Raw genomic sequence first — 13,386 nt, forward strand, 5'->3', positions numbered from 1 at the left:
TCTCGGCGATATGCAGAAACGCATCTCCGAAGAGACTCACCACGCGCTGAGCGAGCTTTCTACCAACGCGGGCTATCCAATCACTGAAACCTTAAGCGGTAGCGGCGATCTGGGCCAGGTGCTGGTTGATGCGATTAAGAAATACGATATGGACCTGGTGGTATGCGGTCACCATCAGGACTTCTGGAGCAAACTGATGTCTTCCGCACGTCAGCTGATTAACACCGTACACGTGGATATGCTGATTGTTCCACTGCGTGACGAAGAAGACGAGTAAGTGCAAAAAAGCCCGGCGGCGCTAACGCATACCGGGCCTACAAGCGGCACTGAATGTAGGCCGGGTAAGGCGAAGCCGCCACCCGGCTTTTTTTATTCCGGCGTACCTGAATAGATATCAAAGCGATGCCCTTTGGTGGTCACCGCGTTAGTGGTCGCAACGTCCGCCAGCGGCGGCGCATAGTCAGGACGTTTCACCACCACCCGCTTCGTCGCCAGTTGACGAGCCGGCTCCAGCAGGCCATCGGCATCTAAATCTGGCCCCACCAGCGACTGAAACACTCGCATCTCTTTCTTCACCAGCGCGCTTTTCTGCTTATGCGGGAACATCGGGTCGAGATAGACCACCTGCGGGCGCGGGGTGATATCGGTCAGCGCCGTCAGGCTGGAGGCATGAATAAGTTGCAAACGTTCCTGTAACCACGAGCCGATTTCCGGGTCCGCATAGCCTCGCGTCAGCCCGTCGTCGAGCAGCGCGGCGACAACCGGATTACGCTCCAGCATCCGAACACGGCAGCCCACCGAGGCCAGCACAAACGCATCGCGCCCCAGCCCCGCCGTGGCGTCCACCACGTCCGGAAGATAGCTCCCTTTAATGCCAACCGCCTTGGCCACCGCTTCGCCGCGACCGCCGCCGAACTTACGCCGATGCGCCATCGCGCCGCCGACAAAATCGACAAAAATCCCGCCAAGCTTTGGCTCATCGCGCTTGCGCAGCTCCAGATGTTCCGGCGTCATCACCAGCGCCATCAGGTTCTTTTCATCATGTTCCAGCTCCCAGCGGGCCGCCAGAACAGATAAGGCGCCGTCACCGGCGCCTGTTTCATCTACTAAGCAGATCTTCACGTAGCAATCAGCCTTTGATTCCGTAATGCTCCAGCATCGCATCCAGCTGCGGCTCGCGGCCACGGAAGCGTTTGAACAGCTCCATAGGCTCTTCTGAACCGCCGCGGGTCAGGATGTTGTCGAGGAACGACTGACCGGTTTCGCGGTTGAAAATCCCCTCTTCTTCGAAGCGCGAGAAGGCATCCGCCGCCAGCACGTCGGCCCACAGGTAGCTGTAGTAGCCTGCGGCGTACCCGCCTGCGAAGATATGGCTGAACGCGTGCGGGAAGCGTCCCCAGGTCGGGCCTGGAATGACGGCAACCTGCTTTTTAATCTCAGCCAGGGTTTCGAGGATTTTCGCCCCCTGCTCCGGGCTGAACTCGGCGTGCAGGCGGAAGTCAAACAGGCCGAACTCCAGCTGACGCAGGATAAACATCGCCGCCTGGTAGTTTTTCGCCGCCAGCATTTTATCCAGCAGTTCTTTCGGCAGCGGTTCGCCCGTTTCGTAATGACCAGAGATAAACGCCAGCGCGTCCGGCTCCCAGCACCAGTTCTCCATAAACTGGCTTGGCAGCTCGACCGCATCCCATGGCACACCGCTGATACCAGCGACGCCAGCGGTTTCGATGCGGGTCAGCATGTGGTGCAGGCCGTGACCGAACTCGTGGAACAGGGTGATCACTTCATCGTGGGTAAACAGAGCAGGTTTGCCGCTCACCGGACGGTTGAAGTTACAGGTCAGGTAGGCAACAGGTTTTTGCAGGGAACCATCCGCTTTACGCATCTGGCCCACGCAGTCGTCCATCCACGCCCCACCGCGCTTGTTCTCACGCGCGTAGAGATCGAGATAGAAGCTGCCGCGCAGCTCGTTGTTCTCGTCATACAGCTCGAAGAAGCGCACGTCCGGATGCCAGACGTCGATATCGGTACGCTCTTTCGCGGTAATGCCGTAGATGCGCTTTACTACCTCGAACAGACCGTTGACGGCTTTGTTTTCCGGGAAGTACGGACGTAGTTGTTCGTCGCTGATGCTGTAGAGGTGCTGTTTCTGTTTTTCGCTGTAGTATGCGATATCCCACGGCTGAAGCTCGTCCACGCCGAACTCCGCTTTCGCAAAGGCGCGCAGCTGAGCTAACTCTTTTTCACCCTGAGGACGGGCGCGTTTCGCCAGATCGGTCAGGAAGTCGAGTACCTGCTGTGGGTTCTCGGCCATTTTGGTGGCGAGGGATTTATCCGCGTAGCTGTCGAAGCCCAGCAGCTGTGCCAGCTCGTGGCGCAGGGCGAGGATCTCCGCCATCACCGGGCTGTTATCCCACTTACCGGCATTCGGTCCCTGATCGGAGGCGCGGGTGCTGTAGGCCCGATACATCTCTTCGCGCAGGGCCTGGTTGTCGCAGTAGGTCATCACTGGCAGATAGCTTGGGATATCCAGCGTTAACAGGAAGCCTTCCTGCTCTTTCGCTTCGGCCTGGGCTTTTGCCGCCGCCAGCGCACTTTCCGGCATACCGGCCAGTTCGGATTCATCGGTAATCAGCTTCGTCCAGCCCATGGTGGCGTCGAGGACGTTGTTGCTGTACTGGTTGCCCAGCTCGGACAGGCGCGCGGCGATTTCGCCGTAGCGAACCTGTTTTTCTTTTGGCAGGCCAATCCCGGACAGTTCGAAATCACGCAGCGCGTTATCAACCGATTTTTTCTGCGCCGTGTTCAGTTCGGCATAATGGTCGCCGTCGCGCAGGTCGCGGTAGGCTTTGTAGAGCCCCTCGTGCTGGCCGACCCAGGTGCTGTACTCGGAGAGCAGCGGCAGGGTCTGTTCGTAGGCTTCGCGCAGCTCCGGGCTGTTTTTCACCGAGTTCAGGTGGCTCACCGGGGAGAAAATGCGCCCCAGCACGTCGTCCACTTCGGCCAGCGGCTGACACAGATTTTCCCAGGTGTACGGCGCGCCCTGCGCGACCACGTTCTCTACCGCCGCGCGGCAGTTTTCCAGCGACTGGGTAACGGCTGGAACCACATGCTCAGGGAGGATTTTAGAAAACGGTGGCAACGAAAAAGGCGTCAGTAATGGATTGGTCATAAACGCTGTCCTGTTGAAATAGATGAATGAAGCGCGCATCCGGCGCTGTGCATATTGTTTTCTGTAATGGGGTTAAGTGTAGAGGATTTCAATGCCGGAGGTTGTCGAAAAACGCCCTGTGGCGCTGCGCTTACCGGGCCTACGGGTAATCTGTGCCGTTCTGCTGTAAACTGTGGCAAATCGTCAATTCAGCGGAAAATCATTACCCATGCTCAGTTATCGCCACAGCTTCCACGCTGGCAACCACGCCGACGTCCTTAAACACACCGTTCAGAGCCTGATCATTGAAGCGCTTAAAGAGAAAGACAAGCCGTTTCTCTACCTGGACACCCACGCGGGGGCGGGCCGTTATCAGCTGAGCGGCGAACATGCCGAGCGTACCGGTGAATATCTGGAAGGCATCGCCCGTATCTGGCAGCAGGACGATCTGCCTGCCGAACTGGAGCCGTACATCGGCGTGGTGAATCATTTCAACCGCAACGGCCAGCTGCGCTATTACCCTGGCTCTCCGCTGATTGCCCGCCAGCTGCTGCGCGAGCAGGACAGCCTCCAGTTGACCGAGCTGCACCCAAGCGACTTCCCGCTGCTGCGCGCTGAGTTTCAGAAAGATAACCGCGCCCGCGTGGACAAAGCCGATGGCTACCAGCAGCTAAAAGCCAAGCTGCCGCCGGTTTCGCGTCGCGGCCTGGTGCTGATCGACCCGCCGTACGAAATCAAAACCGACTATCAGGCGGTGGTGGCCGGTATCAACGAAGGTTACAAACGCTTTGCGACCGGAACCTATGCCCTGTGGTATCCGGTAGTGCTACGCGCGCAAATTAAGCGCATGATCAAGGATCTGGAGGCGACCGGCATCCGCAAAATCCTGCAGATTGAGCTGGCGGTGCGGCCCGACAGCGACCAGCGCGGCATGACCGCGTCCGGCATGATTGTGATTAACCCGCCGTGGAAGCTCGAAGCGCAGATGAACAACGTGCTGCCGTGGCTGCATAAAACGCTGGTGCCAGCCGGTACGGGCCACACCACCGTAAGCTGGATCGTGCCGGAGTAATCGCAGCCATCGGTGGAACCTATTGATTTCAGGTATACAATCGCGGCAATTCACGATTAAGGACAAAAGCTATGACTAAGCATTATGACTACATCGCAATCGGCGGCGGCAGCGGCGGCATCGCCTCCATCAACCGTGCGGCCATGTACGGCCAGAAGTGTGCGCTGATTGAAGCCAAAGAACTCGGCGGCACCTGCGTAAACGTGGGTTGTGTACCGAAGAAAGTGATGTGGCATGCCGCGCAAATCCGTGAAGCTATCCATATGTATGGCCCGGACTACGGCTTTGACACCACCATCAACCACTTCGACTGGGATAAGCTGATCGCCAGCCGTACCGCCTATATCGACCGTATTCACACCTCGTACGATAATGTGCTGGGCAAGAATAACGTCGACGTGATCCGCGGCTTCGCCCGTTTCGTGGATGCGAAGACGATCGAAGTGAACGGCGAGACGATCACTGCCGATCACATCCTGATCGCCACCGGTGGCCGTCCGAGCCATCCGAACATTCCGGGCGCGGAATACGGCATCGACTCCGACGGGTTCTTCGAGCTGCCTGCTCTGCCAGAGCGCGTTGCCATTGTAGGCGCGGGTTACATCGCGGTTGAGCTTGCTGGCGTGATTAACGGCCTTGGGGCGGAAGCGCACCTGTTTGTGCGTAAACACGCGCCGCTGCGTAGCTTTGATCCGCTAATCGTCGACACGCTGGTCGAGGTGATGAACGCCGAAGGCCCAACCCTGCACACCAACGCCGTGCCAAAAGCGGTGGTTAAAAATGCGGACGGTAGCCTGACCCTAGAGCTGGAAGATGGCCGCAGCCAGACCGTTGATTGCCTGATCTGGGCGATTGGTCGTGAACCGGCCACCGACAACTTCAACCTGGCCGCAACCGGGGTGAAAACCAATGAAAAAGGCTACATCGTCGTTGATAAGTTCCAGAACACCAGCGTACCGGGTATTTATGCCGTTGGTGATAACACAGGTGCCGTAGAACTGACGCCGGTTGCCGTGGCCGCGGGGCGTCGTCTTTCCGAGCGTCTGTTTAACAACAAGCCGGACGAACATCTGGATTACAGCAACATCCCGACCGTGGTCTTCAGCCACCCGCCAATCGGCACCGTCGGCTTAACCGAGCCGCAGGCGCGCGAGCAGTACGGCGACGATCAGGTGAAAGTGTATAAATCGGCGTTTACCGCGATGTATACCGCGGTCACCTCGCACCGTCAGCCGTGCCGCATGAAGCTGGTCTGTGTGGGCCCGGACGAGAAGATCGTTGGCATCCACGGCATAGGCTTTGGCATGGACGAGATCCTGCAGGGCTTCGCAGTGGCGCTGAAGATGGGCGCAACGAAAAAAGACTTCGATAACACCGTGGCGATCCACCCCACTGCGGCAGAAGAGTTTGTAACAATGCGTTGATATTGATGCCCCTCTTCAAAGGGGCATTTTTTTAACATTCATAAATCGTTGCAAAACGAATGCTCCGAAAATCGTGATCTACCGCACATATCCCTCCACATCCACCGAAGCGAATGTCTACGCTTATAAGACGCCCGGAAAAACCTGTCTTTTAGAACACACAACCGGAGGTCCTTATCACCATGTTCAACCAGAAACTACAGGCTACCGAGAACATCGAGTTCGAGATTGCAGAAGAGCTGCGCTACGAGACCGATCCCTGCGAGTTGAAACTGGATGAAATGATTGAGGCGGAGCCGGAACCCGAAATGATCGAGGGGCTACCTGCCTCCGATGCCCTGACGCCTGCCGATCGTTATCTTGAACTGTTCGAACATGTGCAGTCGACACGGCTGTTTGCGGACAGCAAAACTTTCCCAGACTGCGCGCCGAAAATGGACCCGCTGGATATCCTGATCCGCTACCGTAAAGTGCGTCGTCATCGGGATTTTGACCTGGCGCGCTTTGTGGAGAATCACTTCTGGCTGCCGGAGGACTACAGTAAAGAGTATGTCTCTGATCCCGGCTTCTCCCTGAAAGAACACATTGATAACCTGTGGCCGGTGCTGACGCGCGAGCCGCAGGATCACATCCCGTGGTCGTCGCTGCTGGCGCTGCCGCAGGCCTATATTGTGCCCGGCGGGCGATTCAGCGAGACCTACTACTGGGATTCTTATTTCTCCATGCTGGGGCTGGCAGAAAGCGGTCGTAACGATCTGCTGAAATGCATGGCCGATAACTTCGCCTGGCTGATTGAGCGCTACGGACATATCCCGAACGGCAACCGCACCTACTACCTCAGCCGCTCCCAGCCGCCGGTTTTTGCCCTGATGGTGGAGCTGTTTGAAGAGGACGGCGTGCGCGGGGCGAAGCGCTATCTTGAGCATCTCAAGATGGAGTACGCCTTCTGGATGGACGGGGCGGAATCGCTGCTGCTCAACCAGGCCTATCGCAGTGCGGTGCGCATGCCGGATGGCTCATTGCTCAACCGCTACTGGGACGATCGTGATACGCCACGGGATGAATCCTGGATTGAGGACGTTGAAACCGCCCGTCATTCCGGTCGTCCGCCGAACGAGGTGTATCGCGACCTGCGCGCCGGGGCAGCCTCAGGATGGGATTACTCGTCCCGCTGGCTGCGCGATCCTGCGCGGCTGGCCAGTATCCGCACGACGCAATTTATCCCCATCGATTTGAACGCATTCCTGTTCAAACTGGAGAGCGCTATCGCCAATATCTCAGCGTCGAAAGGGGATAAAGAGACGGCTGAACTATTCCGCCAGAAAGCCAGCGACCGGCGCGCGGCGGTGAACCGCTATCTGTGGGACGAAGAGAACGGCTGTTATCGTGATTACGACTGGCGCCGTGAAGCCCTGGCGCTGTTCTCTGCGGCCAGCATTGTGCCGCTGTATGTGGGCATGGCGACGCATGAGCAGGCTGAACGGCTGTCCGATGCCGTTAAAGCCCGTCTGCTCACGCCGGGCGGTATTCTCGCCACCGAATATGAAACAGGTGAGCAGTGGGATAAGCCGAACGGCTGGGCACCGCTACAATGGATGGCGATCCAGGGGTTCAAGCAGTACGGCAACGACTCGCTGGGGGATGAGATCGCCTGGAGCTGGCTGCACACGGTAAACCATTACTACAAAACCCATCATAAGCTGATTGAGAAGTACCACATCGCCAGCAGCACGCCACGCGAAGGTGGCGGGGGTGAGTATCCGTTGCAGGATGGCTTCGGCTGGACGAATGGGGTGGTGCGGCGGTTGATTGGGCTGTATGGGGAGCCCTGAGTCTCCCCCCTCACCCTGACCCTCTCCCCTGAGGGGAGAGGGGACTTAACGGTGCGGCCTTTTCTCCCTCGCCCCTTTGGGGAGAGGGCCGGGGTGAGGGGGAAAAATAATCAGCGGATCACCTCATAAATGGCAGTCTGGATGGACTGCCATTTTTTTGTACTGGCATCGGGCTGCGTCTTCGCGCGGCGCGTTGCCATATCGGCGTCGTGCTGCTGACGTTTCACTACCGCCGGGACGGTACAGAATGCTTTCAGGTACTGCTTACGCATAGACGTCAGCGATTCGCCGTTCGCCATCGCATGGCTAAGCGTATTAATAAAGCGTCGGCAGGGCTTTTGCTCTGTCATTTGCAGGCGGTAGCGCAACATCACTTCCAGCACATCGTCGTAGCCTGCCGACAACGCCTCCTCCGTCCATGACATTTTCCAGTCCATGCCGCCCTGCAAGAACAGGAGCGCCACGCGGGTATCGTTGCGGCTAATCGCTGAACGGAAGTTGTTTTCATCCCAGGTTACACCCATGCGCGTCAGCGTTTCTCGCGAGGAAGGCGTTTCGCGCATCTCCTGCACCGGCGCGGGAGATGCCGTGCTGGCCACAGTCGGCTGCGGTTTACTGCTGATTACCAGCCAGGCTCCTCCCACGACAATCGCGATAACCATCATGCCAACCGCTCCCCACAGCACGCCGGAAATCAGCTGTTCGCGCTGCTCTGGCGTACGCGCGGCGCGCTGAGTCGGTTTCTCTATGCTGTCACGCACTTCAAACAGATCGCCGCCTGTTGTGCGGTCTATTTTTTGCGCCTTTTCCCAGAATGCATGCAGCTCGCTTTCATCCACCGCCATCAGCGCCGCCGGGTTAACGCGTGTCCGCCCTTCCTCAAACGCGCGCTGAACGGAGCGGGTGATCTGCGTGTAATAGCTGTCGAGCAGCTGGATTTGCGCCCCGCTCAACGGCTGCTGCACGGTGATGCTGTTGCGGATTTGACGGATATCTTCGAGGAAGGTTTGCAGGGTTTTGCGGGGTTCTACCAGCAGCGTCAGCATGTCCGGGGCGTTAAACAGCGACGCGTAGTAGCGGCTAAATTCTTTCTTATCCACCAGCAGCTGGGCCAGCTCACTAAATAACATGCCGCTCAGAACATCATTAATTTCACCGTTTTTCAGCCAGCGACGCACACGTTCAGCATTAAACAAGGTCTTAAGATGATTATTCAGCCGCACCGGATCGGGCCATGCCTGCTGTATCAATCCTTTTATCATCAGCTCAATGGCACGCACCTGTTTCTGCGCCTGGAGCTGGCTCGCCTTGTCTGGCACCCTCCCGGTATCGTAGGTCAGAAGGGGCTGTTGCAGACGCAGATATTCAAGGGATGTGACGAAGCGCATCGCCGCAATCAGCTGGTTTTCGCTGACATCCTGCCCGCTTTCATACTGGGGAACGCGCTGCTGAAGCAAGCGTAATTGCAGCGTAAAGGCCGTCATTTCCGCATCATTCAGGTTCAGCTTTCTGGCTACGGCACCCCACCCGCCCAGCCCCAGGCGGGCGCTATCCAGTTGTTCCAGAAACCAGCGTGGATCTTTTCCTTCAGAAACATGTACATTCAACAGAAGTAAGATTTCAACAGACGCCTGGCGGATCGCCGCCAGACAGTGTTCAAACTGTTCGCGGGTATGATGCGATGAGCTAATCATCATTGTTTTCCTTGAGAGACAATGAGTACCGCCAAAGCGGCATTAAAAGTCGTTTTTCTTTTTATTTATAGGAGGTTAAACATACCTGACTTTCTGTTGAAATAAAGTGACAACCCTATAATCATTTGCAATGTCTCCGGAGGATCGTCATGCCCGCCTTAACCACCGCGCGTCTCACCTGCTTGCCGCTGCAAGAGCAAGACTGGCCCTTTTTTCTGTCGCTACAGCAAAATCCTGACGTGATGCGTTTTGTCGCCCATGAGCGTAGCGAGGCTGACATTCGGGAGGCCTTTGTGTCTCGTCTGTTGCCGTGGGCACCGGGCAGCTCGCACTGGCTCTGCCTTGTGGTGCGTGAGACGGCCAGCCAGACGCCGCTGGGCGTAACCGGCTATGTGCACCGGGAAGCAGATTGTGCCGAAGTCGGTTTTCTCTTTGCGCCCTCTGCGCAGGGGAAAGGTTACGGCTTTGAAGCTCTGCGGGCGGTGTGTGATTTCGCGCTGACCCAGGGCAATATCCGTCGGCTCACCGCGACCGTGACGGCGGGAAATATCGCCTCAAGGCGACTGCTGGAAAAAACAGGTTTTCAGCTGGAAGGTGAGTTGCGCGAGAGTTATTTCCTTTCAGGGCAATGGCATAACGACTGGCTATTCGGTTTACTGAAAAAGGAATATCCGTTCAGTAAAACCTGATCAACGGCCATTTGGCGGATATTCCCCGGGCTGTTTTCCCTTTATAGTTCCGCCATAAAGAGGAAACGCTTATGACGGGTTATGCAATGCAGATATCTTCTGCTGCAATCGCATTAATTAAAAAACAGCAGGGTCTTTCCCTGGAGAAATACCGTGACGAAAAGGGAATATGGGTTATAGGTTACGGTCACGTGATTCGCCAGTGGGAAAAATTTAACGGCCTCATCACGCCGACTGAGGCGGAGAATTTGCTTTTCAATGATATTCATTTATGTGAGTCGCTGCTGCGGGAAATGAACAAACGCCCATTAACCCAACAGCAGCATGATGCACTGGTATTAACGCTCTTCAGTTTTGGGGAAGATTCCCCTCTGCCAGAGAAGATCCTTCAGGCCGTCGCCCGGGTATAGTACATCGCGGCCTGCGTCCGGTTTTTGACATCAAGACGACGGAAAAGCGTCTCAAGATGGGCTTTTACCGTTGCCGCACTGATATTGAGATTACGACCTATTTCTTTATTTGACTCTCCGGCCGCCAGTAATTTCAATACCTCACGCTGGCGCTCACTTAACAATGACAGCTCATCATGAGAGGAGTGCTGGTTCATCCACTCGCCGGGAAAACAGACCATCCCTCGCGATACAGAATCCAGCACGGCGGAAAAGCGTTCGGGATTCGCATTACGAGGGATTATTGCCACCACGTTGCGCTGTAGCATTTGCTCAACCCAGCGAGGCTCTTTTTTCGTTAACACCAGCACCACGCGCGCTGTTGGAAAACGATTCATAATCTCTTCCGGTAAAGCCACACCGTTATCATGAATTAAATACCCATCTATCATGACGATAGCGGAAGGTGACGCGGATAAGTGTGCCCATAATTCATCAGTCTGACGAGTTCCTGTCAAATCTATTTCCGGAATTAATTTCTGCAAACTGCACTTCGCTCCATGAATAAATAATGACTGCCTGTCAAACATGATTACTCGCATCGTATTACTCCTCTGAGAATAGCGAAGGGGGATTCTACAGAGGCATTTTTTAAGAAAAAACTCAATGAATGGAGAGGTTACAATTCACCCAGCTCTCTTTATATCTTTCATCATTTAGACACACCTGCTTTAAGGATTTCCTTAAGAGGGTTCCCTCCCCCTTAAGTCTGAACATTACAGGAACATACCGCCTGAAACTTCAATACGTTGCGCATTCATCCAGCCCAGTTTGTCACTGAGCAACGCCGCAATGGCGTCACCGATATCATCGGGCAGGCCCACCCGTCCCAGCGCCGTCTGCGAGGCCAGCAGCTGGTTAAGCTCCGCATTATCCCTTACGCGTCCGCCTCCAAAGTCGGTTTCAATCGCGCCAGGCGCGATGATATTGACGGAAATTCCGCGCACGCCAAGCTCTTTTGCCTGATAGCGGGTCAGCACTTCCATCGCTCCTTTCATTGCCGCGTAAGTCCCTGAACCTGGCTGAGTAAAACGGGCCAGTCCGCTTGAGACGTTCAGGATCCGTCCTCCGTCTTTTATGAGCGGCAGCAGCTGTTGTGTGAGGAAAAACGGACCTTTGAAGTGAATATTCACCGCATCATCAAACTGCGCTTCTGTCGTCTCGGTATAGGGTGCGTATAACCCTGTACCTGCGTTGTTCACTAAATAGTCAAAGGTGTCACGTTGCCAGACGTGTGCAAGGGTTTCCTTCACCTGTTGAGCGAAGCGCGCAAAACTTGCCGTATCGCCGACGTTAAGCTGCAATGCTGCCGCTTTTCTACCTTTTCCCTCAATTTCGCGTACAACTTCCTGCGCCTCCTGCTGACTGCTGTTCCAGGTCAGGATGATATCTGTCCCTTCCGCAGCAAGCTTCAAAACCGCATTTTTACCCAGGCCGCGGCTACCGCCCGTCACTAATGCAATACGTTCACGCATAATTCACCTCGTTTCGACTGCGATGAAGATTGAGAATGAGCTTATTAGATGGTAGAAAATCAATAAATAGTGCCGCCAACGCTTCACTGTTTCATTTCAAACAACAATGACCCATATCTATGGATAAAATATACGCAATGCAGCTTTTCCTTCGCGTCGCGGAACTGGAGAGTTTTACCCGCGCGGCGGAGACGTTAAGCCTGCCGAAGGGGAGTGTCTCGCGGCAGATCCAGGCGCTGGAGAACGCGCTTGGCACTCAACTGCTGCACCGCACTACCCGCCGCGTCAGCCTGACGCAGGACGGCATGGTTTATTACGAACGCGCAAAAGATCTGCTGATGAATCTGGACGAACTGGACGGCATGTTTCTGCACGACCCTTCCACCATCAGCGGTCGGCTACGTGTGGATATGCCCGTTGCCATTGCACGAAATGTCGTCATTCCGAAACTGCCTGCATTTTTACAACAGTTTCCCGGCATTGAGCTTGAGCTGAGCAGCAGCGATCGTCTGGTCGATGTCATCCGCGAAGGATTTGACTGCGTGGTTCGCGTGGGAAACTTGAAGGACTCCGGGCTTATCGCCCGCCCGCTTGGGAAGCTTTCAGTGATTAACTGCGCCAGCCCGGATTATCTCACGCGATTCGGCTACCCTGAGACGCTGGATGATTTGGGCTCACACGCCCTCATTCATTACTCCGCCACGCTGGGCACCCGTCCTCTGGGTTTTGAGTATTTCAACGGCAGCGCGACCCAGTGGATAAAAACGGGAGGCGTTTTGACGGTGAACAGCACGGAAACCTACCAGGCCGCCTGTATCGCCGGGCTTGGCATTATTCAGGCTCCGCGCGTCGGGGTGCGTGATGCCCTGCGCACGAAAAAACTCGTTGAGATCCTGCCGCAATATCGGGCTGAACCAATGCCCGTCTCCCTCATTTATCCCCACCGCCGTAACCTCTCCCGTCGGGTGCATGTGTTTATGGAGTGGCTTACCGAACTCACAAAAAGTTACGTGGACTAGTCGCAAGCTATAATTCAGTAACATCCAGCTCAACGAAAAGGAAAATGCGCGTGACGCCGGAAAATAACCCGCAACGACCGACTCAACATTTAGATTATGAACCCATCAAAAAGATGGATAACGAGCCTGAAGCGCCGAAGGAGCCTGGAACGACCAGCAAAGCGCTGGGCACCGTGACCGGCATAGCCGAAAAAATTCAGCAGATACCCGCGATTGCTCACCTGATCCGCGCCGCTGAGCGCTTTAACGACCGCATGGGAAATCAGTTTGGCGCGGCGATCACCTACTTCTCTTTCCTGTCGATGATCCCCATCCTGATGGTGTCGTTTGCTGCCGCCGGTTTTGTGCTGGCGTCTCACCCGACGCTGTTGCAGGACATCTTCAATAAGATCCTGACCAACGTCAGCGACCAGACGCTCGCCACGACGCTCAAAAGCACCATCAATACCGCCGTGCAGCAGCGTACCACCGTGGGTATCGTCGGGTTGCTGATTGCGCTCTATTCCGGGGTTAACTGGATGGGCAACCTGCGTGAAGCCATTCGCGCCCAGTCGCGTGACGTCTGGGAGCGTACGCCGCAG

At 55.9% G+C, this 13,386-nt stretch carries 13 protein-coding genes; 8 read left to right on the top strand and 5 right to left on the bottom strand.

What is annotated here, in order from left to right:
* A partial coding sequence (locus HP459_RS15445) for a universal stress protein (protein WP_171936437.1) occupies positions 1 to 277 on the top strand: 277 nt, incomplete at its 5' end.
* A gap of 92 nt (positions 278 to 369) precedes the next feature.
* On the opposite strand, the gene rsmJ is transcribed toward HP459_RS15445, so the two are convergent.
* Together rsmJ and prlC are read right to left on the bottom strand one after the other, a co-directional pair.
* Positions 370 to 1,122 carry a 16S rRNA (guanine(1516)-N(2))-methyltransferase RsmJ gene (rsmJ, locus tag HP459_RS15450; protein ID WP_032677156.1) on the bottom strand — a complete coding sequence of 251 codons (753 nt, stop codon included), beginning with the start codon at positions 1,120 to 1,122 and terminating at the stop codon, positions 370 to 372.
* A gap of 7 nt (positions 1,123 to 1,129) precedes the next feature.
* Positions 1,130 to 3,172, bottom strand: a complete 2,043-nt coding sequence (gene prlC, locus HP459_RS15455; RefSeq protein ID WP_038416884.1) for an oligopeptidase A — start codon at positions 3,170 to 3,172, stop codon at positions 1,130 to 1,132.
* Between the two features lie 208 nt (positions 3,173 to 3,380).
* On the opposite strand from prlC, the gene HP459_RS15460 reads away from it, so the two are divergent.
* The 3 genes from HP459_RS15460 (at position 3,381) to HP459_RS15470 (ending at position 7,479) form a co-directional block, all read left to right on the top strand.
* A complete protein-coding gene (locus tag HP459_RS15460) occupies positions 3,381 to 4,223 on the top strand; it encodes a 23S rRNA (adenine(2030)-N(6))-methyltransferase RlmJ (protein ID WP_023298830.1) in 843 nt (280 codons plus the stop codon).
* A gap of 71 nt (positions 4,224 to 4,294) precedes the next feature.
* A complete protein-coding gene (gene gorA, locus HP459_RS15465; RefSeq protein ID WP_022649710.1) occupies positions 4,295 to 5,647 on the top strand; it encodes a glutathione-disulfide reductase in 1,353 nt (450 codons plus the stop codon).
* 182 nt (positions 5,648 to 5,829) lie between these two features.
* Complete coding sequence (locus HP459_RS15470) at positions 5,830 to 7,479, top strand: alpha,alpha-trehalase (protein WP_022649711.1); 1,650 nt, start codon at positions 5,830 to 5,832, stop codon at positions 7,477 to 7,479.
* 110 nt (positions 7,480 to 7,589) lie between these two features.
* Here HP459_RS15470 and HP459_RS15475 read toward each other — a convergent pair whose 3' ends face one another.
* A complete protein-coding gene (locus HP459_RS15475; protein ID WP_063850354.1) occupies positions 7,590 to 9,176 on the bottom strand; it encodes an STY4199 family HEPN domain-containing protein in 1,587 nt (528 codons plus the stop codon).
* A gap of 146 nt (positions 9,177 to 9,322) precedes the next feature.
* On the opposite strand from HP459_RS15475, the gene HP459_RS15480 reads away from it, so the two are divergent.
* Together HP459_RS15480 and HP459_RS15485 are read left to right on the top strand one after the other, a co-directional pair.
* Positions 9,323 to 9,862, top strand: a complete 540-nt coding sequence (locus tag HP459_RS15480; RefSeq protein ID WP_165716344.1) for a GNAT family N-acetyltransferase — start codon at positions 9,323 to 9,325, stop codon at positions 9,860 to 9,862.
* Between the two features lie 71 nt (positions 9,863 to 9,933).
* Positions 9,934 to 10,272, top strand: a complete 339-nt coding sequence (locus HP459_RS15485; protein ID WP_022649714.1) for a lysozyme — start codon at positions 9,934 to 9,936, stop codon at positions 10,270 to 10,272.
* Here the strand turns inward: HP459_RS15485 and HP459_RS15490 are convergent.
* Together HP459_RS15490 and HP459_RS15495 are read right to left on the bottom strand one after the other, a co-directional pair.
* Positions 10,251 to 10,853 carry a response regulator transcription factor gene (locus HP459_RS15490; protein WP_022649715.1) on the bottom strand — a complete coding sequence of 201 codons (603 nt, stop codon included), beginning with the start codon at positions 10,851 to 10,853 and terminating at the stop codon, positions 10,251 to 10,253. The two genes, HP459_RS15485 and HP459_RS15490, sit on opposite strands and share 22 nt — an antisense overlap.
* A gap of 174 nt (positions 10,854 to 11,027) precedes the next feature.
* A complete protein-coding gene (locus tag HP459_RS15495) occupies positions 11,028 to 11,786 on the bottom strand; it encodes an SDR family NAD(P)-dependent oxidoreductase (protein WP_045308793.1) in 759 nt (252 codons plus the stop codon).
* Between the two features lie 119 nt (positions 11,787 to 11,905).
* Here HP459_RS15495 and HP459_RS15500 point away from each other — a divergent pair, with 119 nt between their 5' ends.
* Positions 11,906 to 12,805, top strand: coding sequence for a LysR family transcriptional regulator (locus HP459_RS15500; protein ID WP_045308794.1), 900 nt, complete (start codon positions 11,906 to 11,908; stop codon positions 12,803 to 12,805).
* Between the two features lie 50 nt (positions 12,806 to 12,855).
* Positions 12,856 to 13,386: YhjD/YihY/BrkB family envelope integrity protein (locus tag HP459_RS15505; RefSeq protein WP_171936438.1), on the top strand; the 531-nt coding region annotated here is incomplete at its 3' end.

This window comes from Enterobacter sp. CM29 (genome assembly GCF_013179605.1).
Lineage (GTDB): Bacteria > Pseudomonadota > Gammaproteobacteria > Enterobacterales > Enterobacteriaceae > Enterobacter > Enterobacter intestinihominis.